The organism is Flagellimonas profundi (genome assembly GCF_017313275.1).
Lineage (GTDB): Bacteria > Bacteroidota > Bacteroidia > Flavobacteriales > Flavobacteriaceae > Flagellimonas > Flagellimonas profundi.
In genome coordinates this window covers 13,004-35,161 of record NZ_JAFLNM010000004.1, presented here as the reverse complement: position 1 = coordinate 35,161, position 22,158 = coordinate 13,004, and the positions used below count along the sequence as shown (strand labels likewise).

General features: G+C 42.8%; 18 protein-coding genes. 6 read left to right on the top strand and 12 right to left on the bottom strand.

Annotated elements, in window-relative coordinates; all coding sequences use genetic code 11:
- Nucleotides 1-28 precede the first annotated feature (28 nt).
- Entirely contained in the window at nt 29-1,711 is a 1,683-nt protein-coding gene (locus J0654_RS15450) for a M1 family aminopeptidase (protein WP_207030022.1), read from the top strand.
- Here the strand turns inward: J0654_RS15450 and J0654_RS15445 are convergent.
- The 3 genes from J0654_RS15445 to J0654_RS15435 form a co-directional block, all read right to left on the bottom strand.
- Nucleotides 1,708-3,459, bottom strand: a complete 1,752-nt coding sequence (locus J0654_RS15445; RefSeq protein ID WP_207030021.1) for an aromatic amino acid hydroxylase — start codon at nt 3,457-3,459, stop codon at nt 1,708-1,710. The two genes, J0654_RS15450 and J0654_RS15445, sit on opposite strands and share 4 nt — an antisense overlap.
- Before the next feature lie 102 nt (nt 3,460-3,561).
- Nucleotides 3,562-4,131, bottom strand: a complete 570-nt coding sequence (locus J0654_RS15440) for a DUF4136 domain-containing protein (RefSeq protein WP_207030020.1) — start codon at nt 4,129-4,131, stop codon at nt 3,562-3,564.
- A 60-nt stretch (nt 4,132-4,191) separates the two neighbouring features.
- Complete coding sequence (locus J0654_RS15435) at nt 4,192-4,353, bottom strand: DUF5522 domain-containing protein (RefSeq protein WP_207030019.1); 162 nt, start codon at nt 4,351-4,353, stop codon at nt 4,192-4,194.
- 175 nt (nt 4,354-4,528) lie between these two features.
- Here J0654_RS15435 and J0654_RS15430 point away from each other — a divergent pair, with 175 nt between their 5' ends.
- From J0654_RS15430 to hemL, 4 genes are all read left to right on the top strand, one after another.
- Nucleotides 4,529-4,858, top strand: coding sequence for a hypothetical protein (locus tag J0654_RS15430; protein WP_207030018.1), 330 nt, complete (start codon nt 4,529-4,531; stop codon nt 4,856-4,858).
- Between the two features lie 36 nt (nt 4,859-4,894).
- On the top strand, nt 4,895-5,773 hold the full coding sequence (locus J0654_RS15425) for a 1-aminocyclopropane-1-carboxylate deaminase/D-cysteine desulfhydrase (protein WP_207030227.1): 879 nt from the start codon (nt 4,895-4,897) through the stop codon (nt 5,771-5,773).
- Nucleotides 5,770-6,612 (top strand): glucosaminidase domain-containing protein, encoded by an 843-nt coding sequence (locus tag J0654_RS15420; RefSeq protein WP_207030017.1) that lies wholly within the window; start codon nt 5,770-5,772, stop codon nt 6,610-6,612. The genes J0654_RS15425 and J0654_RS15420 overlap by 4 nt, the downstream gene beginning before the upstream one ends.
- 680 nt (nt 6,613-7,292) lie before the next feature.
- Entirely contained in the window at nt 7,293-8,570 is a 1,278-nt protein-coding gene (gene hemL / locus J0654_RS15415) for a glutamate-1-semialdehyde 2,1-aminomutase (protein WP_207030016.1), read from the top strand.
- Nucleotides 8,571-8,706: 136 nt separating this feature from the next.
- On the opposite strand, the gene J0654_RS15410 is transcribed toward hemL, so the two are convergent.
- The 6 genes from J0654_RS15410 to J0654_RS15385 form a co-directional block, all read right to left on the bottom strand.
- On the bottom strand, nt 8,707-9,111 hold the full coding sequence (locus J0654_RS15410) for an arsenate reductase family protein (protein ID WP_237686026.1): 405 nt from the start codon (nt 9,109-9,111) through the stop codon (nt 8,707-8,709).
- A 338-nt stretch (nt 9,112-9,449) separates the two neighbouring features.
- Nucleotides 9,450-10,181 (bottom strand): DUF3307 domain-containing protein, encoded by a 732-nt coding sequence (locus tag J0654_RS15405; RefSeq protein ID WP_207030015.1) that lies wholly within the window; start codon nt 10,179-10,181, stop codon nt 9,450-9,452.
- Nucleotides 10,178-10,777: a transcriptional regulator gene (locus tag J0654_RS15400; RefSeq protein WP_207030014.1), complete on the bottom strand. Its 600-nt coding sequence runs from the start codon at nt 10,775-10,777 to the stop codon at nt 10,178-10,180. The genes J0654_RS15405 and J0654_RS15400 overlap by 4 nt, the downstream gene beginning before the upstream one ends.
- Before the next feature lie 139 nt (nt 10,778-10,916).
- Nucleotides 10,917-11,366, bottom strand: a complete 450-nt coding sequence (locus J0654_RS15395) for a hypothetical protein (RefSeq protein WP_207030013.1) — start codon at nt 11,364-11,366, stop codon at nt 10,917-10,919.
- 109 nt (nt 11,367-11,475) lie between these two features.
- A complete protein-coding gene (locus tag J0654_RS15390) occupies nt 11,476-11,667 on the bottom strand; it encodes a hypothetical protein (protein WP_207030012.1) in 192 nt (63 codons plus the stop codon).
- A gap of 162 nt (nt 11,668-11,829) precedes the next feature.
- Nucleotides 11,830-14,331, bottom strand: coding sequence for a zinc-dependent metalloprotease (locus J0654_RS15385; RefSeq protein WP_207030011.1), 2,502 nt, complete (start codon nt 14,329-14,331; stop codon nt 11,830-11,832).
- A gap of 268 nt (nt 14,332-14,599) precedes the next feature.
- Between J0654_RS15385 and J0654_RS15380 the strand changes: the two genes are divergently transcribed.
- Nucleotides 14,600-15,322 carry a hypothetical protein gene (locus tag J0654_RS15380; RefSeq protein ID WP_207030010.1) on the top strand — a complete coding sequence of 241 codons (723 nt, stop codon included), beginning with the start codon at nt 14,600-14,602 and terminating at the stop codon, nt 15,320-15,322.
- Between the two features lie 428 nt (nt 15,323-15,750).
- On the opposite strand, the gene J0654_RS15375 is transcribed toward J0654_RS15380, so the two are convergent.
- The 3 genes from J0654_RS15375 to lysS form a co-directional block, all read right to left on the bottom strand.
- On the bottom strand, nt 15,751-17,181 hold the full coding sequence (locus tag J0654_RS15375; protein ID WP_207030009.1) for an SLC13 family permease: 1,431 nt from the start codon (nt 17,179-17,181) through the stop codon (nt 15,751-15,753).
- A gap of 92 nt (nt 17,182-17,273) precedes the next feature.
- Entirely contained in the window at nt 17,274-20,126 is a 2,853-nt protein-coding gene (locus J0654_RS15370) for a TonB-dependent receptor (RefSeq protein ID WP_207030008.1), read from the bottom strand.
- 161 nt (nt 20,127-20,287) lie between these two features.
- Nucleotides 20,288-21,979 carry a lysine--tRNA ligase gene (gene lysS, locus J0654_RS15365; RefSeq protein WP_207030007.1) on the bottom strand — a complete coding sequence of 564 codons (1,692 nt, stop codon included), beginning with the start codon at nt 21,977-21,979 and terminating at the stop codon, nt 20,288-20,290.
- Nucleotides 21,980-22,158: the final 179 nt, after the last annotated feature.

Sequence of the window (22,158 nt, the reverse complement as noted above, 5' to 3'; positions counted from 1 at the left end):
CTATTAGATACATCAATCAATCAAAACCATGTTTAAAAGAGTACTACTAACCGCCCTTTTAGCCACTTTTTTATTTTCCTGTCAGAAACAATCCGAATCTGATATCAGCTATGAAATATCGCCCGTAGTGATCGATAGTATTCCACAACTTAAGATTAAAATGACACTTGAGGCCAGTCCAGATGGCACAACGGAATTGTCATTTCCGGATGATGCATGGGGACAGGAAGGACTTTATAATTCCCTGGGAAAAATGGAGCTGTTGAATGTTGAAGGCGCTGTTGAAAAAGATGCGGATAGCGGACGCATAGTTTTAATGCATCCGAAGGATATCAAAGAATTGGTGTTTGAATATTTTTTGAAGCAGGATTTCGAAGGGGATATATCTACGGATAAAATTTACCGTCCCATCATCAACCAGGACTATTTCCATGTGTTTTCCCACAATATGTTCATGGTGCCCGAAAATGTGGGAGATCATCAGGATATTCTACTGGATTGGTCTTCGTTTCCAACGGAATATACCATTCACAACAGTTTTGGGAGCAAGGAAAAAGTTCAAATGTTGAACGACCAAAATATGGATTTGTTCGGAAGTGCGATTTTTGTCGGAGGTGATTTCAGGGTCTTCAATAGTGAGATTCAGGGGAACCAAATCAGTTTGGCTACGCGTGGTGAATGGATTCCGTTTAAAGATGAAGAAGTCTTTAAGGTGCTGGAAGAAACATTGGCCTATCAACGTGATTTCTGGAACGACCATTCGCAAGAATATTTTACAGTGACCATGCAACCTTTTCCACAAGAAAACGGCAGTAGTTTCCAAGGAACGGGATTGACCAACTCTTTTGCGACCTCTGTTTCCAATAACGATCAGACGGATATTGGCCAAATGGTGTATCTCTTCAATCACGAGTTGATGCACAATTGGATCGGCCATACCATCGAGAACGATAACGAAGAAGAACAATATTGGTTCAGTGAAGGGTTTACCGAATATTATACCTATAAGAACATTGCAAGGAACAGGATCAATGGTTTGGACGCCACTTTTTTTATTGATGAATTCAACCGAACCATTCGAGATTTGTATGCCTCATCGGTAGGAGAGGCCCCCAATTCTGAAATCAATTACGAAAATTTTTGGACGAACTACGAGTATTCCAAACTGCCTTATTGGAGAGGGGCGATCTTTGCCTTTTACCTTGATCAGAGTATCCAACAAATGAGTGAAGGCAAACAAAGTTTGGACGATGTGATGCATCAAGTTTATGCGGATGCGACCACCAAGGATCAAAAACTGACCCATGATTATTTTATGGGGGTGATGGATGTATTTTGGGACGGAGATTTTGAAACTGTTTTCCGAAAATATATCGAAGAAGGTCAAAAAGTGGATTTAGTTGCATTGTTTGATGAACTGGAATTGGAATACAGCCCAGAAAGTGATGTTTACGAGCTTGGATTCGAGTTTACAGAGGACCGAAAAGGCATCGAAAGCGTAACCGAAGGAAGCAAAGCATGGGAAGCAGGTGTGCGAGCAGGGGATGAAGTGTTTTCCCGAAGCATATGGCAGGGCAGTATCGACCATGAAGTTGAGTTGGGCCTAAAAAGAAATGGTGAAAAGCTCAACATTTCCTTTTACCCTATTACAAAAGCTACGGTACCCCAATTGGAGCACACTTCGGAGAATATTGAAAAACTGGGGTTTTAGCTTACCAAAGCAGTGTCTACCAATTGTAGGCCGTCATCAATTAAATGCCCAACTTTTGGATTGTCCCGTTTAATATGTTCCAAGTGATCCAAAATCTCTTGCTGAAATTCCAGATTGTTGTCCTGCTTGGCAAGTTCGTACAATTCTATGGGCAATAACCAGTCCTTTGGGTGGTCTTTTTTTAGGGCCTGGAATACTTTATTTCGGGAAACCGTGGTGTTTTTTCCTTCTCTATAATGTCTTATCTGCTCATAGAATCGCTCCAGTTCCAATCGTTTTTCATCTTTTTTGGATTTGATGGTGCTTTCCGTGATCTGATGGGTGATCAGGTCGAAACTGTTCAAATCGGCAGGGCCGTTATAAGCCGATACGATGTTTTGGCCAACTGCCATGTGGTATAAGCCCCATTCAGGTTGAAATAGCACTTTATCGTTGTGGGTAACGGTGCAATCTTCAAATGTGATCAAGATAATTTTTCCCATTAAGTTTCGGGTTCCTGTAATGATGGTTCCTTCAACTTTTACACCCCCCTCAAACTCCATGGCAATTTGTTCACCTTCATAAATTTTGTAGGCCTTAAGATCACGGGGTCCCATATCCTCAATGGCAATGTTGATGCCCTTCAACTTTCCGATAGGGGAACCAAAACCATCTGCATGGTGGGCAATACTATGTCCTACCAACTCTTTTTCGCGATAGGCCAATGCTGTTCCGCCGGTAGTTTGGATGTAAATGGGTTTACCATCATTTTCCAAGACATTGCTGAATTCCCCCGAGATTTGTAGCCCCGTGCTCAGCTCAATGGTTCCCAATGCTTTGGAACCTATCAATTTTTTGATTCCGGACAACCCTCCTGTCCGCACGGCCATGGTATTGGCAAAATCCTCCAACACCTGACTCAAAAATGCAAAATCGGGGGTCACAAATAGCTGTGGTTGCGGTTTGGTGATGTCAAACTCCGTGTGGGCCGCTTCAATGGAGTACGGAATCTTTTTCACTTTGTCCGTCATGCACCACGTACTTTCCCCAATGGACGAAAGCAGTCCTGCACCATAAATTTTAGGATTGTCCACAGTGCCGATCAAACCGTATTCCACAGTCCACCAATGCAGGTTTCGAATAAGGGCCATCTCACTGGGCTCGCCCATATTTTCTTGTAGGTGCTCAATGTATTTTTCGGCCTCATCGATCTCACTTTGGGGCGTGCCGTTGGCTTCTTTTATAATGGAAAGGTGGCGCACCGCGTTATACAGTTCATAATCCTTCGCGCTGGAAATGGCCTTGCAGCCAATTTCCCCGAATCTGCGCAGGTACTCTGCATATTCTGGATTGGCGATAATGGGTGCGTGTCCGGCCCCTTCGTGAATAATATCTGGGGCAGGCGTATATTCAATATTTTCAAGCTGACGAATATCCGAAGCAATTACCAATACGTTGTAGGCCTGGAACTCCATAAAAGCAGAGGGCGGAATAAAACCGTCCACCGCAACGGCCGCCCATCCGATTTCTTTCAGGATACGGTTCATTCCATACATATTGGGAATATGGTCAATGGAAATCCCTGTCTTTTTTAAGCCGTCCACATACGATTTATGGGCCACCTTGCTGAGGTAATCCACATTTTTTCGCATTACATAGCGCCAAACCGCTTGGTCAATGGCGGTATACTCTTCATAATTCTGTGGTTTTATGAATTGTTTAAGGTGCTTCGGTAGTTTGTCCAGTATAGGATTGGATTCGTAGCTCATACGTCGTTTTTTGCGCGACTTAAAGATACGAAATAGGGAACGGAAATTCTCTTAAGGAAAGTTAAGGGAAATAAAAAACCGCCCAACGGGGCGGTCTATATTTTAGTTAGAGGCCACTGCCATTTGCGGCGGGTACTCTTCTAGGATCTGCGAAACAAATTCTTTGATGCGCTGTTCCTTTTTTTCAATGTTTTTGGTGTTGTTCAACGTTCCTACGCCACGACCTTGCCATACCAACTCTTTCTTGTTCGCATCTATTACGTCGATATATAAGGAGCCTTCGGTGCGGGTACTCACATTGTTGCCGCCCCAGCCCCAGCCCCAACCGGGACCCCAGGCCCATGGGCTATAAAAACCGCCCCAGCCCCAGCCGTAGTTGTTGTATACATCCACGCGTTCGCGTTCTTTGGTAAAAATGCTGATCAATACATCGGGATTGTCGGATTTTACGAATCCGCGGGAACCCAGTTCGGCCTCAATGGCCCTTAAAATTCTTTTCTTGTCCAAATCCGATATTTGGGCCTTGTCTATACCTGTTTTGTAAAAAGCATAGCTTTTATAGTTGTTAAAGTCAGCTTGTCGGTCGTAATCCGAAACCACTCGAACAGAGGAACAGGAAGCCAACAAACCAAAGGAGAAGGCAAGGAGTGCAAAGCGTTGTAATGTTTTCATAGCGTTATTTTTAAATTCTTGAGATATCTTTAACTAACCCACAAATATTATGCCGAATCCCTAATTTTGCGTGTTGGTTTTGGCATTGTATCCATAGGGACAATGGCGGCAACCGCTCTCGCAACAATAACCACGTTTTAAATGGTATTTTTCGGTAAATACCTTATACCCTTGTTCCGATAAGTAATAATCCCCCTCTTCCAAGGGAATGCGCTCTTTCATGTATAGCAACCATTTTTACTAGATAAATTTACTGTTTTCATGGGAAAAGGACGAAGGTTTTAACCTTTTCAAAAGAACGTTGTTCACCGAAAATGTTGATTGATTTCTGCTAACTATCCAATTTTGAGCGGTTTTTGCAGTTATATTTGTTAGGAAACCTAATGATAGCAAACAGGTGATACTAGTCTTTAAACATTTCTTTTATAAAAATTATGTGGGGCTCTCATTGTGGCCTTTCATTATTCTAAAGGAAGACTCCTTAAAGGCGGATGAGGTGCTCATCAATCATGAGCGTATCCATTTAAAGCAGCAGAGAGAACTATTGATCCTGCCTTTTTACATTATCTATTTGGTAGAATGGTTGATCAGAACCGTACTCTATTTGAACAGTTATCGCGCTTATCAAAATATTAGTTTTGAACGTGAGGCCTATGCCAACGAAAAGGATATGCAGTATCTTACCAAACGCAGAACCTTTGGTTTTTTGCAGTACTTGACCCGTTAATTTCTTGTGTTGAAGAAACCCAATCAGCATATTGATATGCCTCTTTTTCGAGAAAAGAAGGTTCGTCTTTACCTGAAAAGGGAAGATACCATCCATCCGTTTATTTCCGGGAACAAATACCGAAAACTCAAATACAACCTGCTCGAAGCCAAAAAACAGGGCAAAGATACCTTGCTCACTTTTGGCGGTGCTTTTTCCAACCATATTGCGGCTACAGCCTTTGCAGGGCATGAGGGGGGCATAAAAACGATCGGTGTGATTCGTGGTGAAGAGTTGGCGGACAAATGGCAGGACAATCCGACCCTAACATTGGCTCACGAACACGGTATGCGGTTCCATTTTGTGTCCCGTAGCGATTATCGGCTCAAAAACGAGCCATCGTTCATTCAAAAATTACAGGAAGCGTTTGGCGATGTTTATGTTTTGCCCGAAGGGGGAACCAATGCCTTGGCAGTAAAAGGTTGTTCCGAAATATTGACCGAAGAAGATGGAACATTTGATTACATCTGCAGTGCCGTGGGCACAGGTGGCACCGTGGCAGGGTTGATCAATGCTGCCCAGCCCCATCAAACCGTTTTGGGGTTCCCGGCACTCAAGGGTGATTTTTTAATCGAGGAGATTCGTACCTTTAGCCAAAACAAGCGTTGGCAACTCGTAACCGATTATCATTTTGGAGGTTATGCGAAGGTGGACCAGCAATTGATTGCATTTATCAACCTCTTCAAAAGTGAAACAGGCATCGCATTGGACCCCATTTATACGGGTAAGATGCTTTTTGGTATTTTTGACCTTATAAAACAGGATTTTTTTGAACCAGGAACCCAAATCTTGGCAATACATACAGGAGGATTGCAAGGCATAAAAGGAATGAACCTTGTACTGAAAAAGAAGAATTTACCGTTATTGAACGTATGATCAGGCGAATAGGATATATATTGATAGCAGCACTTTTGCTTACTAGCTGCGGTGCCAAAAAAAGACGAACTACCCATAGAAAGGGAGCTCCCGTAATCAGTAATTCGGAAAACACCAACACCAATAGTAGGGAGGATACCAAAGAAGACGATGGTTTGTACCCTATGCCGGAGGATACTGGGCGTTTTGAACGTTTTCCTATTTCCGATACCCAAGACTATATTGAAACTTTTGCCGAAATTGCCCAGTACGAAATGCGTGCCTATGGTATTCCTGCCAGTATTACCTTGGCGCAGGGTATTTTGGAAAGTGGCTCTGGCCGAGGGGAACTCACCTTAAAGACCAACAACCATTTTGGTATTAAGTGCCATACGGGTTGGCAGGGCGAGTTCGATTTTCATGATGATGATGCGAAGGGAGAATGTTTCCGTAAGTACAACCACCCGATGTATTCTTTCCGAGATCATAGTGTTTTCCTTTCCACACGGTCGCGCTATGCGTTTTTGTTCAACTACAAACGGAACGATTATAAAAAATGGGCCCACGGCTTACGTCAGGCAGGGTATGCCACGGACCGCAAGTATCCGCAAAAGTTGATTGCGCTTATTGAACGCTACGATTTGGATAAATATGATGAAGAAGTGGTTCATAGTGGATTGGCAACAGTGCGGGAACCCAAAAACTACGAGGTGTTTACCCACGAAGTGCAAAAAGGGGATACCCTGTATGGGATTTCCAAACGATATGATATTTCTGTGGAGGAACTTCGCCGCCTCAATAATTTGAACGACAACATTATTTCCATAGGACAAACGCTCAATATCCGAAGGGCGCAGTAAACCTTGGGGTTTCGAAATTGGATTCATAGATGGTTCGATGGTTGGATTGTTCGTTAGTAGGTTTTTTGTTTGATGGTCAATGGTAGCTAATACTTTCGTAGTTTATTTGTCATGCTGAGCGGAGCGAAGCATCTTCTTAACCATAAGAACCATTTCCCAAAACGAAGGATCCTCATTACCTTTGCGGGAAGAATGTCATTCCGCACCTGATGCGGAATCCATTGGATAAAAATGGATTCATGCTCGACTGCGCTCGAACTGACAATCACCTGTCATGCTGAGCGGAGCGAAGCATCTTCTTAACCATAAGAACCATTTCCCAAAACGAAGGATCCTCATTGCCTTTGCCAGAAGAATGTCATTCCGCACCCGATGCGGAATCCACTGGGTAAAAGTGGATTCTTGCTAGACTGTGCTCGAACTGACAATCGCCTGTCATGCTGAGCGGAGCGAAGCATCTTCTTAACCATAAGAACCATTTCCCAAAACGAATGATCCTCATTACCTTTGCAGGAAGAATGTCATTCCGCACCTGATGCGGAATCCACTAGGTTAAAATGGATTCTTGCTAGACTGTGCTCGAACTGACATGATTAATTGTGCCCTGAGCGGAGTCGAAGGGTATTGGACAAAATACTAAAATAGATTCCCGTCATTCACGGGAATGATACAGAACATATATGATCTACCAACGAAGCAGTGCCTTGTTCGCAGAGGCCAAAAAATACATTCCTGGAGGAGTAAATTCACCTGTACGAGCGTTTAAAGCCGTAGGGGGCGACCCTATTTTTATCAAGGAGGCCAAAGGCGCCTATCTGTACGATGAGGATGGCAACCAACTCATTGATTACATTGCTTCGTGGGGTCCGCTAATTTTGGGTCATGCCTACCAACCGGTGATTGATGCGGTGGTGGATAAAGCCAAAAAAGGAACTTCCTTTGGAACGCCCACCGAAATTGAGACAGAAATCGCCAAACTGGCGGTGTCCATGGTGCCGAACATTGACAAAATCCGTTTTGTGAACAGCGGAACCGAAGCATGTATGAGTGCAGTGCGACTCGCGCGTGGGTACACGGGCAAGGAGAAGATCATCAAATTTGCCGGTTGCTACCACGGCCACTCCGATTCTTTTTTGATACAAGCGGGAAGCGGTGCCGTTACGTTTGGTAGCCCCAACAGCCCTGGGGTAACACAGGGTACGGCCAAGGATACGCTATTGGCCGATTACAACGATTTGGAAGGCGTAAAAGCCTTGGTGGAAGCCAATAAAGGTGAAATTGCCGCTATTATTTTGGAACCCGTGGCAGGGAACATGGGTTGTATTATCCCCAAAGAGGAATTTATAAAAGGATTGCGCGAACTCTGTACTCAAGAAGGCATTTTGTTGTTGTTTGATGAGGTGATGACAGGCTTTCGTTTGGGAAAAGGGGGGGCGCAAGAAGCCTTGGGCATTGATGCCGATATTGTAATGTTCGGGAAAGTGATCGGTGGTGGACTGCCCGTTGGGGCGTTTGCGGCCCGGGCCGAGATTATGGCACATTTGGCGCCCGAAGGACCCGTGTACCAAGCAGGAACTTTGAGCGGAAACCCTTTGGCGATGGGTGCCGGACTGGCCATGCTGACCGCCTTGAACAACCAGCCTGAAATTTTTACCAGTTTGGCCGAGAAAACGGAGTATTTGCACAAGGGCATTGCTATGGTACTGACTAAAAAAGGCGTGACCCACCAGATCAACCGTTATGGCAGTATGATCTCCGTACACTTTACGGACGAGCCTGTTGTGGATTTTGCCAGCTCCGCCAAGGGCAACAACGATACCTTTAAAAAATACTTCCACGGGATGTTGGAAAATGGCGTGTACTTACCACCCTCTGCTTTTGAAAGCTACTTTTTAAACGATGCCCTCAGCTATGCCGATTTGGACAAGACCATAGAGGCGGTGGCGAAGGTTTTTTAAAGTCGGTTTTGGTATTGCAATTTACAATAGTGTATATGTAAAAGGTTAAGGGTGCATGGTTGAAAGGTGAAGGGATAAGGGTGATGGGTTATAGGTGAAGGGTGAAAGTCTAATGGTGAAGGAGGAAGGAAAGGACTTAGCTTTGGTCCTCTTCTTCCAAAAATACCATTACTTCCGAAGGGGTATCAATTTGTACGGCTTTGTCTCCCTGTACCAAAATAGGTTGGGTCACTACTTTGGGATTGTTTTCCAACACTTTAAGCCAATCTTCGTCGCTTTGGAGGTTGTGGTTTTTTCCGTAGTCGTTTATAAAATCAGGATGTTCCGTATTGATCAATTCCTTAATGGACTTGCCCAAACGTTTGGCAAGTTCGGTCCATTGGGTACCCGTTACCTTGGTCTTGGACAAATCCACGTCCAATACCTTATTCTTGGAAGATTGCAAATAGGCCAAGGTCTGCATGCCTTTATTAGTCTCGGCGTTGTAGTATAGGTTTATTTCTCTGTTGTTCGTTGCTATTACTCCCATGTCTTCCTTCATTTAAAACTGTATTTACCGTAAACTAACACTTTTTTGATGGTTGCGATTAACGCTATCCAATTTTTTTGTGTCGTAAAAACATACAAAAAAAGCGGGACATGGCCCCGCTTTCCACTTAAACTAACTCAATAGAATGCAAAGAGATAAAAAAGATTGCCTTGACACTTTTCCTAGATGCATCTGACTACAAATTTAAATAATTTAAAATAATTCTAAATAAAAATTTTTAAGTACCTTTATACAGATGTTATGATGCTCCAATGCCATACATACAAAGTGTTTTAATAAAGTAGATTTTTTATTCGGAAAGAGCCGTCCCTTTGGGACGGTTTCTTTGTTTAGGTGGTAGGCAGGTCTTCCAGATACAAATAAAGCATTCCCGAAAGTATCGCCAGGCCAAAACTCAATAGTGTACCAATAAGCACATACTCGGTGAGTTTTCGGTTTTTGCCCTTATTGAGGTCCCCGAACCGGAACACGGATTTTGCAGCGATCAGCAATCCAATGGCGGCCCACTGCTGCATTAAAATAAACCCAAACACAAAGAGGCGTTCCAGCATGCCAATGTAGGTACCGGCATTTTTAAGGGAACCACCCTCTCCAGGTTCGTCGCTTTTGGCCACTTCATCAATATACGGTGCCAACAACATGCGCATAATAATACCGGATACGTAGGTGACAAAGACCAAAAAAGTAATTAACAGTAACGTATTCTCCGTGAAAATTGCTTTAAAATCCAATGTAAAAGGGGATATCCAATACAGCATGCCGCCCAATACCAACAAATGAAGTACTTGGTCCACCACAAAGAGCCATCGGTAGTTTTTAGGATTGGTCAGGGATAATTTTCCGAGGTCTATGAGGTAATGGGTCACGATAATAACCGCAACGGCGCCCAAATATTGAAATTGCAGTAGGACCAAAAGTGCCAATGCGTGCACCCCAATATGAAAGTAGAGGTATTTGGACCTGCCCTTGTTTTTGAGTTTGTCCGCTACCCAATGTGCCGGTTGTAGTACAAAATCCCCTATAAAATGGGCAAGTATCAGTTTTAGGGCTAAAAGCATCATAATTGGGCGAGTTGTGTTCTGTAAAATTGAATCATTTTTTGGACTTCATCAAATCCGGCCCTGATCAATGCTTCGCTTATGGTGCTTTGGGATTTGCCCAGCAGAGTTGCCAGTTCTTTTTGGTTGGCCTCGGGGTGTTCCATGGTGGTTTTCACCACGGTAGCGGTAGCGGGCAGCCAATTGTCCATGCTCAATGCGGCCAAGGACAACATGGTATTTAGGGTTTCATTAAAAGTGGCAGCGTTGGATTTTAGGGCCAAGGTCTGTTTTTTTAACTGGTCGAAACATTCGCCGGAATTTACAAAAGCTTCTCCGTTGGACTCCGTGATTTTGGCCGCGGTATGGTTTTTTTCGCCGAGACCGATAGCTATCCGTACATCCAAGTGTCGTATTTGTTTGATACTGGCCTTTATAAAGATGGCGGCTTCCAAGGCTTTTTCGGGAGCGGTTTGCAGCTGAAAGCTGTCTCCCCTATAAATCTCCCAGTCCGATGGTTCGGAACCATAATGCTCCAATGCCGCTTTTAAAACGGGCAACCATATGTGGGCTTCATGATCTTTGGAGTTTTTGATGTCTCCTGTAAGTACGGCTATCATTTGTTTATTTATCGTTTAATTTGACGATTATATCAAATATCGATAAAAAAACCGATATATCAAAATATCGATAATAAAAGCGATAAAAAAAGAAACCGCGACCATGGCAGGCGCGGCTTCTTAAAATCAACAAAAAACACTATCGTCTTCTCCCTCTCTCCTCCATTCTCTTTTTGCCGTGTTTGGCTTTTCTGCTTTTCTGCATTTTTTGCCAAGTTTCGTATTGTTTTTCATCCAGTACTTTTTTCATTTTTCCCTGCATCGCAATTTGACGGTCCAATCGGGCATTTTCCATTTCAAATCGCTCCTCAGAAGATGGCCTTTTCCAATCGCCGCTCTCTTTTAAAGCTTTTATCTCATCCCATTTGGCTTTTCTAAATTGGGCATTTTCCAAACTGATCTCATACACCTTATCCTGTTGTGCCTTGGTCAAATCCAGTGCCAAGGTCATGTGTTTTGTCTGCAATGTGGCCATTTGCTCCGCGGTCATGTCCATTTTCGGACCTTTACGCATTCTGGGGCCATCATTTCTTTGCGCGGCCATGCCAATGCTCATGAGCATAACCAATACTACTGTTAATCGTTTCATATGTCTAAACTTTAATGATTTATTCCTTGGACAGATACGGTGTCCAAAGGTTTAATCATTGCAACATAGTTTATGAAGCATTTAACAGTACAAATGTGTTTTAGGGAAATTACTTGAGTTCTTTTTCCAAATCTTCCTTGGTATCATCAGTATAATCGTCGGCATCTTGGAAGTTTGTTTCGACGTAAGTTTCTGAACTGACTTGATTTTGGAATTCATCGTGCTTGTCCACAACGTAGTAAAGTGTGGAAGCTGCCACGAAACAAATAAAATAAATAAGGCTTTTTGTCTTGTAGGTCATGATGTTGAGATTTGGGGTTACTAAGGTAATCAAACCTAACGGGATTTTCAGCGATATGTTGTGAAACGACCTTGAATAGATGTGTATGTTTAAAAAAACAAGGTGTAACCGATAAACGAATCGGTTACACCTTTGCAATTTGTACATTGTATAAAAAGTCGCCTATTTAGCAGGCTCCAAAATAAGATCTATACGTTCCAAAGCGTCCTGTAAATGGTAACGGCTCATTGTGTCCGAAATCCTGGCAAGACCACCTCTGATATCTCTTTTTAAGTTATTGAGCTCAGCACGTGCAACCGAACGAATATCGGATTGGCTTGTATTGATAGGAGTGGATTTTCTATATCCTCCAAAATCTGGTTGCTTACTTTGGCTGTCCGCCGTCATTAAATACTCCAAACGGTCGATATGCGCCTTTTGAAGGTTTCTGCGGTAGGTGTCTATGGTTCTGCCACTTCGTGTCTCGGACCATATTCCCCTGCGGAGGTCGCGCATCATTTCTACCAATCCATAGGCTTCATCACCGTTCAAGGTCTCGTTTTCAATAATTCGAGCCAATTTGCCCAATTGCAACATAGTGTTCAAATAACGTTCTTGGGTAGCACGGATACGCTCTACCGAACCAGAGTATTCGATTTTATTGAAAATGTTTTGGTCAATCAACCATTCAGGGGTTTCAAAGAGCTGTTCCTGCATAAAGTCCATCGCATTTTTTTGGTGTTCCTTGCTTACATGGGTATAAACGGCTCCCTCTTGGTCGGCTGTTTTGTGATATTCGTATACCCCGCCAATGTTGTTGGATACGTGGCCCATATATCTGCGGAATTGTGCGACTACATGTCCGTACATAGTTTCCAGGTCATCATAGTTTTCACCGTCTTCGGTGGTCCATTCCATTAACTTGGGAACAATACGCTTTAAGTTTTCGATACCATACAAGCTAGCTTTTATGGCATCATCCCCTAAATCCTCGGTTTGGGAACTTGGATCATGGATGTCGCCAACTTGCTGGTGGCCAAAACGGTACATGGGGTCTCCAGCGTGCTCCAAAATCCAACTGTTCAGGATAGGTTTTTCTTCTTTGGCCGTTTTGTCCAAAATGGGTTTGTATCCCCATTTTATGGCATATTTATCGTAAACGCCAATGTTTGGCATTAATGCTACGCCTTCGTCACCTGGTTGGGCCACGTAGTTGAAACGGGCATAGTCCATAATGGAAGGAGCGGTTCCATACTTTTTGGTAAAGCTGGCCGAACGTAAGGAATCAACAGGGTAGGCAACGCTGCTTCCCATATTGTGGGGCAATCCAAGGGTGTGGCCTACTTCGTGGGAGGATACAAAGCGTATCAAACGTCCCATGACTTTTTCTTCGAATTCTGTTTTCTGCGCAGCCGGATTAATGGCCGCTGTCTGCACAAAATACCAACCGCGCAGCAAGCTCATTACATTGTGATACCAGTTGATATCAGATTCCAAAATCTCACCACTTCTTGGGTCGCTCACATGCGGACCATTGGCGTTTGGAATAGGAGAGGCCAAATAACGCACCACGGAATACCTCACATCTTCCGGGGACCACTCAGGGTCTTCTTCCGGGGAAGGAGGGTCCTTGGCGATAATGGCGTTCTTAAATCCAGCCGCTTCAAAGGCAACTTGCCAATCTTCTATGCCTTGTTTTATGAAAGGCACCCACTCTTTTGGAGTAGCTCGGTCTACATAATAAACAATTGGTTTCTTTGGTTCGACCAATTCACCGGCCTTATATTTTTCGATATCCTCGTCTTTCACCTCGAGTCTCCAACGGTCCAAATAGGTGACCGTTTTGCTTTCTTGGGCATCAAGACCGTAATCTACCTGTCCTCTAGCGAACCAACCTACACGTTCGTCGAAATAACGTCGTTTCATCGGTTCTTTAGGTAACAAGATCATGGAGTTGTTGATTTCCAATGAAATGGAACCTAGGCTTGAATTGCTGGGTGGTTCGTTGGAAAAGTATGTTTTTACGTGACGGGCCTCAATATTAAGAGGGTAACTTTTAATGGATTCGATATAGCTTCGATCTCCATCCAGTCGCGTAATCTTGTACCTTTTTCTGTATCGGTCCGGAAATCCAAGGGCTTTTACATCTTTGGAGAACAAGGGGTCAATTTCTATCACCGTAGCTGGATTCAAAGAATCTTTTTTATTGATGGCCTTGATGTCAAAAGAATAAAGTACGGGTTCAAAGTTGGAGTTTACCACGGCTTCGTGAACTGGCAATGAATCGGCAGCCACGTTTTCGTAGGAAGCTACGCGAACCAGTACCTTTTTGTCCTTTTTCTCCCAGCGCAGCACTTGGGTGTTTATTTTTCCGCCACCAAAACCAATTCCTGTGGCAGTTTTGGAGATTCGGCTTACCATGAGCATTTCACGGTTGAACAGGGAGTCGGGAATTTCGTAATAATGTTTGTCATCCACGGTATGGACGCTAAAAAGTCCTTCGTCGGTTTTTGCGTCTTTGGTGATTACCTTATCGTAAGGCTTTATATCACCAGGTTTGGACTTGTCGTCCTTTTTTTGTTCGGTTTGTTTCTTTTTCTTTTTGAAAAGTTGGGCGTCCAAATTTTGGACGGTTCCCAATAGAATAAAGACTACTAATAGTCGAGGTAGTAAATTTTTAATCATTTTTTAAGTCCGTTTGAATAAGTAAGAAGATTCAAAGAACCTAAAAATCGAGAAAATTAACTGTTAAATATATATTAACAGTCATTTTTTTAACGGAATGCCCCAACCTTTGGGAGTCCTGCGTTTTACTGATGGTTTGGAGCGAATCGCCCTGTATGGCTGGGCTCAGGGGGTATTTAAATTTCGTAAAAAAATCCTAAAGACTGTAACGTTTTGGGTTTTGAGTAGTCTTATAGGCATAACATCAATCATAAAATTCAATCAAAAAATGAACAAGTTATTATTAATTTATGGAAGTGTATTATTAAGTAGTACCGCCATAGCAAACGACCAACAAAATACCAAGGTTGTCGAGGTTCAATCCGAGACACCCGGTAGTTTAGAGAACAGTTTAACCACATTGAACATCAGTGCTGAGTTAAACGATTCAACTTCAGAGATGACGGATTATGCATTGTATGAATTGAATTTGAACGAAATAGTGTATTTAGAGGAAGAACCTGATTTGGATTTAGGTTTTGACACCACTGATTACCTTCCCGAGGACTTTAATCCTTACGAAAGCTATTTTGATTTGAATTCCATCATATACCTCGAAAACAAAGTTGAACCAGCATTAGGTTTTGATACCAAAGAGTATTTGCCGGAAAATTTTGACCCCTACACAGAGGTGGTGGATGTGCATTCCATCAATTATATGGAGGAGGAGGACATGGACCTCGGTTTTGATACCAAAGATTACTTGCCAGAAGATTTCTCTCCTTATGAGGCTTATGTGGATTTAAAATCGATTTCATATGTAGAGGAAGAATTTGAACTGGAATTGGGAATCAACAGCAAGTATTTGTTGCCAGAAGGTTTTGATCCTTACACCGATGTGATAGCGATTACTTCCATCAACTATATGGAGGAAGAAGAAATGGATTTGGGTTTTGATACTTCCGAGTATCTCCCAGAAAACTTTGATCCTTACTCTGGATCAATACAGTAAGATGTTTTTCATTTTACAACTTATTTGAGTTAGCTATAAAACCCCTCGACCGAGGGGTTTTTGTTTGTTAATAAAATCCTATAAAGTACTGGTTAACAAAAAAATAACATTGAACCTTCATTAGGTGGAATCTTTAGTAAAAAGCTTTTTAGTGTGCAGAATGTTCAACGTTTTTAACTGTAGGCTGAAATTAATGCACTCTTTTTTGTTTAACACAGAAAAATGAACCACCCTGTTTTTTGAATGGCTACGTTAACAAAAATCTAATTACAATAATCTTTCCCAAAAAGAGTTATAACTTTGTACCTAACAAAGAGTTACGCCACACTTGCATAAAAGCGAGTAGCGTTAGTTAAGTTAGTTTCTTACATTTTTTTGAGTTAGTTAGTTTGTAAAAATGCCCTTCCGCCCGGAAGGGCATTTTTAGTTTAGAACAATAGTGGAATTACAAACTGAAAAACCAAAATAAGAAGTACTACGGCAATAAGGTTTAAGATGACCCCAACGCGTGCCATTTGAGGAATTTTCACATAGCCACTCGCAAACACAATGGCATTGGGTGGCGTGGCCATAGGTAGCATAAAGGCACAGCTACTGGCAATGGTAACCGGAATCAATAAGTGCAGCATTGGAATATCCAGACCAATGGCAATACCGGCCACTACAGGTGCCAAAACGGCCACTAAGGCTACGTTGCTCATCAACTCCGTCATAAACAGCATCAAGAAAATCAACAGTGCGGCAGTGAATAAAACACTTATTTCACTTTGTGCTATGGAATTGGCCACCATGTCCACAATCCCACTTGCAGACATTCCCTGGGCAAGGGCCAAACCTCCACCGAAGAGCACTAAAATACCCCAGGCCAATTTGGATGTATCTTTCCAAATAATTATAAAATCACCTTTTTTAATGTTGTAAGGTATCCCAAAGAGCGCAACAGCTGCCAAAATACTGATCATCGTATCGGTCAGTCCCAAATTGGGAAAAATATTATTGATCAAGGTTCTAAATATCCATAGGAAAACGGTAACGCCAAAAATGATGAGCACCATTTTTTCTTTTCCTGAAGTTGGGCCCAACTTTTCCAGCTCGGTATAAATGACATCCTTGGAAGCGTTGAACTTTAAATCTTTGTTCGGGAACATCCATTTGACGAGGACCACGTAACAGATTCCAATCATAATTATTGAAAATGGCAACCCAATGGTCATCCATTTTAAAAAGGAGATCTCTGTGTTGTATTCATTTTCCAGCAAACCGATGAGGACGGAGTTCGGAGGTGTTCCGATTACTGTTGCAATTCCTCCCGCATTGGCGGAAAAAGCGATGCCCAGCATTACACTCAAAGCAAAATTCTGGTCATTTTTGGTAAAACCATCTTCGTCATTGATCAAAAGATTGATAACCGAAACAGCGATGGGCAGCATAACCACTGTACTGGCCGTATTACTGATCCACATACTTAAAGTAGCGGTAGCGATCATAAAGCCCAAGATCACCTTGTTTGGGGTGGTCCCCGTGAGTTTTATGATGTTTAAAGCGATTCTCCGGTGCAGATTGACCTTCTCCAAGGCCAAGGCCATTACAAAACCACCAAAAAACAGGAATACGATAGGGCTACCATAATTGGCGCCGACCTCTGCAATGGGCAGTACCTTTAAAATAGGCAACAAAAGCAAGGGTAAGAGTGCTGTTACTGAAATGGAGACTGCTTCGGTAATCCACCAAATCAACATCCATACCGCAATTGAAATCACGGGGTCACCTTTTTCGGATACCATTTCAAAAGGCAACAGGTTCAATACAAGGAAGACAACAGGTCCAAGGACCAGCCCAATTTTTTTGCTTAGTTCCATTGGGGTCCTAAGCTAGGATTTTTTGATAAAAGATAAAAATAAAGAAGCCCCTTGATGGGGCTTCAGTTTCAAATGTTTAAAATTTGATAGTTTTATTTGATCTTGAATGTCAACCTGCCAAACACATAACGTCCGTTTTGTCCAAACTGAACGGACCTTCTTGAGTAGATAAATCTTCCACTAGATCGGAAGGCCGGATCATTCTTGTCTGGGTAAACATCCAATAGATTGTTTGCTCCAATCGTTAATGTAGCGCTTTGGGTGAAGCTGTAACCCACTGTTAGGTCGGTAATAACCTTTGCGCCAAAAGTATAATCAATCGTTGGGTCAATTTCGTTGGTTGCCTCCCTAACTTCACCAAAATATCCGTTCCTTAAAAAGAAGTTCCAATTGTCGCCTACTTTTACATTGTGCGAGAGGTTTCCTTTGGTGGTAGGAACAGCGGATTCCAAATAGATTCTACTGGTAGGGTCAAAATAAGTATCACTGAGGCCCGCATTGGCAATTGCTTCGGGCACTTTCACTTTCTCCACACTTGTTTCTGAAAAAGTAAAGGCAAGTGTATTGGTCAAGGAAACATTGTCGGATATATGTGCTTTATGATCCACTACAAAATCCAATCCCATGGTTTGGGTGTCTACGGAATTAGCGAAGAAAGCGGCTTGGGTAGCATTGGACTGCTGAAAAAGATTTGCCAATTCAGCATTGCCATTGTCATCAAACTGTCCCGTTAATATTACACGGTCATTGATATTGATCAGGTATCCGTCCAAAGTGAACTTTAGGTTAGCACTGGGAACCCTGGCTGTAAAACCTGCTGTTGCCCCGATCGATGTCTCTTCTTTTAGAGGTTCAATGCCCAAAAGTCTGGCAACTCTGGATGTATTGGGAAATATACCCACTTCGTTGGGAATCCCATCCACAAATAGGGTAGAAGTGGAGCTGTAATGGATTTGGTGAAGGGATGGCGCTCTAAACCCTGTTTGTCCTCCTCCTCTAAAATTAAAGTTCTCCGAAATTTTAAGGCGTGTTGCTAATTTAAAATTCAAGGTTCCTCCAAAGTCGGAGAAGTTTTCATAACGAACAGCTCCGCTTAGTAAAATTGACTCGGTAAAATCAGCTTCCACATCAAAATAGCCTGCAATTGTATTCCTGAATGCATTTATCTCATTATCCGGTTTAAATCCTGGAAATACTTGAATGCCACCAGGTCGCGAGTTTCCAAAAAAATCGGTCGGAACCAATGAATTTGGGTCTGTAGGGTCATGCGGATTTCCCAAAGTGTTGTATTGGGTATATGATGCTTCCTCTCCAGCAATAATTGCATAGTTTTCCACACGATATTCTGCTCCAAAGGCAATGTTCAATCCAGCCATACTATCTTCGAAGAACCGGTTCATGTCAAAATTGGTTGTGTTTTCACTGTAGTTGAATCCACCAGAATCTGCTTCAAAAGGAGTAGAGTTTACCAACGATGCATTGTTGGAATTGGTGACACGATACAGAAACTCGTTTTTTCCATAGGAATTACTGAAGTCCACATTCCAGTCTCCTAACATTCCTTTAATTCCCACAGCGGCCGATTTATCCACGATGTTGGAATTGATTTTCGGTAAAAAACCATTGGGGTAGGCGGGAGTATAGCTTCTGGATTGATTGGGCAAACGGTAAAAACCAGCAGCATTACCATTTTTAAAGCTCAATCCGCCGAAACCATAAATTTCCAAGGTTTCGTCCAATGGAATGGAAATATTAGCGAAGAACTGCGCTCCTCTAAGTTCAGATTGACCAACTCGCATGTTGAAATCACTCCGCTCTAGACCTCTGGCGGATAATTCGGATTCTGTTACGTCGGCGCTAAGAATATTTTGTAATTCCTCCTTGGTTTCATCTCCGTTCAGGGTTATGCCTGCTGCTCCTGCAAATTGAAAAATATCGACCAAATCATCATCAAGAAGTAATGAAGTGTCATAATTACTTGCTGCTGCAACTCGTTCTATGGAATTGTACCCATTAAAAATGGAGCCTTCCCATTCTTGCATTCGATTGGTGTATCCACGGAAATTAAAATTTCCTGTAAAGTTGATGAAGCCACCATCTTTTCCAATGGGTAAACCGTAGTTCAGCCCCAAACTCACTTTTTCACCATCGATGGTTTTTTGTGGACTATGTTCACTGGTGAAGTTAGCTCCGGTATTAATGTCAACCTGCAGTTCATTCACGGTGTTTTTTAGGACAATGTTGATGACCCCTGCAATGGCATCGGAACCATATTGGGCCGCAGCACCATCCCGAAGAATTTCAATTCGAGCAATGGAATTGGAAGGGATAGTTGTCATATCCGTTCCCACACTTCCTCGCCCAAAGGTTCCGTTTACATTTACCAATCCTGTTTTGTGTCTCCTTTTTCCATTGATGAGCACCAAAACCTGATCAGGTCCAAGTCCACGCAGTGAAGCAGGCGCTATGTGGTCGGTACCATCGGAAATGGTCTGAGGGTTGGAGGTAAATGAAGGCGCTGCATAGTTTAGGATTTCGGTGACCGTGACCTGCGGAGTGGACTGTGTCAGTGCAGTGACATCCAGTACATCCACTGGAACTGGCGTGTCCGTAGCTGTTCTGTTCGCGTTTCTGGAACCAACGACCACTACATTCTCCAACTCTAGACCTGCTTGGAGGGTTACATTTAACGTGTTGCCCGTTACGGTTGCTTCTAGGGTGTTGAACCCAACGTAGGAAAACACCAAAATGTCTCCTGTGTTGGCTTCGATGGTGTAGTTGCCATCAAAATCGGTAATGGCTCCTGTTTGAGACCCTTTTACTTGGACCGAAGCTCCCGGCAAGGGTACATTTTGATCGTCATAAACGGTTCCGGTTACCTCTTGTGCCATTCCGGTAAACGATACCAACAGCACGAAAAGGAATGCTAATTTCATTCTTTTCATATAAATAGGTTTTAGTAAGATTATTGGGGTATGCTGCTGGAAATTCCCTTCCGTTTAGAAAGGAAATTGTCGAAAGATAGAACTTTTTTTAAAAAAGAAATTCCCTGAACTTGATTTAAGATTTCAGGGATTTAGGTTTTATTTGAATGGAAATTTTGATCTTATCCCGTATACTTTACAAGAAGGGCGTCCTCTGTTTTTTCTACCTTGATCAAGCCATGTTTGGTAAGCCCTTTGGTGCTCTTATCCCATTTTTTGTTGCTCAAACCTGCTTTTTCCTTTAGGTCGGCCAAATGCATTTCACCCTGTGGTTTAAGAATATCTAAAATGGATTTTTCCTCTTCGGTCAGCTCCACTTGCTTTTTCTCCGGTCGCATTTGCGGGAAGAACAACACCTCTTGGATAGATGAATTATTGGTCATTAACATGACCAGGCGATCTATCCCGATACCAATACCTGAGGTAGGGGGCATACCATATTCCAATGCACGCAGGAAATCCTGGTCGATGAACATGGCTTCGTCATCTCCTTTTTCGGAAAGTTTAAGTTGGTCTTCAAAACGTTCACGTTGATCGATAGGGTCGTTGAGCTCGGAGTAGGCATTGGCCAACTCCTTGCCGTTCACCATCAATTCAAAACGCTCCGTAAGCCTTGGATTGGTTCGGTGCTCTTTGGTCAACGGGCTCATTTCCTTTGGGTAATCGATGATAAAGGTGGGTTGAATGTAGTGGTGCTCACATTTTTCACCAAAAATCTCATCAATCAATTTACCGGTGCCCATGGTCTCATCCACTTCAATGTCCAATTTCTTGGCCACCTCGCGAAGCTCATCTTCTTCCATTCCGGAAACATCATAGCCCGTGTGAATTTTAATGGCCTCCAAAATGGGAACCCTTGGGTATGGAGCTTTAAACTCTATTTCGTGATCGCCCACTTTTACTTTGGAGCTTCCGGTGGCATCAATGGCCACTTTTTCCAATAGCTTTTCAGTGGTGTCCATCATCCAGTTGTAGTCTTTGTAGGCCACATAGAGTTCCATTACGGTAAACTCCGGATTGTGGGTACGGTCCATTCCTTCGTTACGGAAATCCTTGGAAAATTCGTATACGCCATCAAACCCACCGACAATCAATCTTTTTAGGTACAATTCGTTGGCAATCCGCAGGTACAAAGGAACGTTCAATGCATTATGGTGCGTTAAAAACGGACGTGCCGCCGCCCCACCTGGAATGGGCTGTAGAATTGGGGTCTCCACTTCCAAATATCCTTTTTGGTTGTAGAATTCCCGTATACTGTTCGTGATCTTTGTCCTTTTAATGAACGTATCCTTCACATGCGGGTTCACAACCAAATCCACGTACCGCTGACGGTACCGTAGCTCGGGATCGTTGAATGCATCGTACACTTTTCCTTCATCATCTACCTTTGGTAGTGGCAATGGTTTCAAACTCTTGCTCAAAAGCGTAAAGTTTTTAACCATTACGGTTTTTTCACCTACTTGAGTTGTGAAAAGCTCTCCCTCGATACCGATGATATCACCGATGTCCAACAATTTTTTGTACACATCGTTGTACAAGGTTTTATCATCACCTGGGCAAATTTCATCACGGTTAAAGTAGATTTGGATACGGCCTTCGCTGTCTTGTAGTTCGGCAAAAGAGGCCTTACCTTGAATTCTTCGTGACATCAATCTACCGGAAATCACTACTTTTTTCCCTTCTTCAAAATCATTCTTGATGCTCTTGGAGGTGGCATCAACAGGATACAATGCTGCGGGATATGGGTTGATGCCCATTTCCCTGAGTTTGGTCAATTTTTCCCTTCGAACGATCTCTTGTTCCGATAGTTGCATAGTCTGTAAAAAATTTAAAGCGCAAAATTACACTTTTGTCTATTAAATCCTTGCCTTTGGTGTGGTTTAATGTGTGCAATTTGACATAGAATGTATTTGCAAGGGGTTACCCTCTTTAAATTTCTTGTAGAATATCTTGGTATTCCTGTAACAAAATATGCATTTTGACTACCTATAAG

Bases quoted from the DNA above. Each gene is read 5' to 3' on its own strand.
- J0654_RS15370 (WP_207030008.1), bottom strand. From the start codon at position 20,126: ATGAAAAGAATGAAATTAGCATTCCTTTTCGTGCTGTTGGTATCGTTT.
- hemL (WP_207030016.1), top strand. From the start codon at position 7,293: ATGATCTACCAACGAAGCAGTGCCTTGTTCGCAGAGGCCAAAAAATAC.
- J0654_RS15435 (WP_207030019.1), bottom strand. From the start codon at position 4,353: ATGAAAGAGCGCATTCCCTTGGAAGAGGGGGATTATTACTTATCGGAA.
- J0654_RS15400 (WP_207030014.1), bottom strand. From the start codon at position 10,777: ATGATAGCCGTACTTACAGGAGACATCAAAAACTCCAAAGATCATGAA.
- J0654_RS15440 (WP_207030020.1), bottom strand. From the start codon at position 4,131: ATGAAAACATTACAACGCTTTGCACTCCTTGCCTTCTCCTTTGGTTTG.
- J0654_RS15420 (WP_207030017.1), top strand. From the start codon at position 5,770: ATGATCAGGCGAATAGGATATATATTGATAGCAGCACTTTTGCTTACT.
- J0654_RS15445 (WP_207030021.1), bottom strand. From the start codon at position 3,459: ATGAGCTACGAATCCAATCCTATACTGGACAAACTACCGAAGCACCTT.
- J0654_RS15375 (WP_207030009.1), bottom strand. From the start codon at position 17,181: ATGGAACTAAGCAAAAAAATTGGGCTGGTCCTTGGACCTGTTGTCTTC.
- J0654_RS15385 (WP_207030011.1), bottom strand. From the start codon at position 14,331: ATGATTAAAAATTTACTACCTCGACTATTAGTAGTCTTTATTCTATTG.
- J0654_RS15395 (WP_207030013.1), bottom strand. From the start codon at position 11,366: ATGAAACGATTAACAGTAGTATTGGTTATGCTCATGAGCATTGGCATG.
- J0654_RS15410 (WP_237686026.1), bottom strand. From the start codon at position 9,111: ATGAAGGAAGACATGGGAGTAATAGCAACGAACAACAGAGAAATAAAC.
- J0654_RS15390 (WP_207030012.1), bottom strand. From the start codon at position 11,667: ATGACCTACAAGACAAAAAGCCTTATTTATTTTATTTGTTTCGTGGCA.
- J0654_RS15425 (WP_207030227.1), top strand. From the start codon at position 4,895: ATGCCTCTTTTTCGAGAAAAGAAGGTTCGTCTTTACCTGAAAAGGGAA.
- J0654_RS15380 (WP_207030010.1), top strand. From the start codon at position 14,600: ATGAACAAGTTATTATTAATTTATGGAAGTGTATTATTAAGTAGTACC.
- J0654_RS15405 (WP_207030015.1), bottom strand. From the start codon at position 10,181: ATGATGCTTTTAGCCCTAAAACTGATACTTGCCCATTTTATAGGGGAT.
- lysS (WP_207030007.1), bottom strand. From the start codon at position 21,979: ATGCAACTATCGGAACAAGAGATCGTTCGAAGGGAAAAATTGACCAAA.
- J0654_RS15450 (WP_207030022.1), top strand. From the start codon at position 29: ATGTTTAAAAGAGTACTACTAACCGCCCTTTTAGCCACTTTTTTATTT.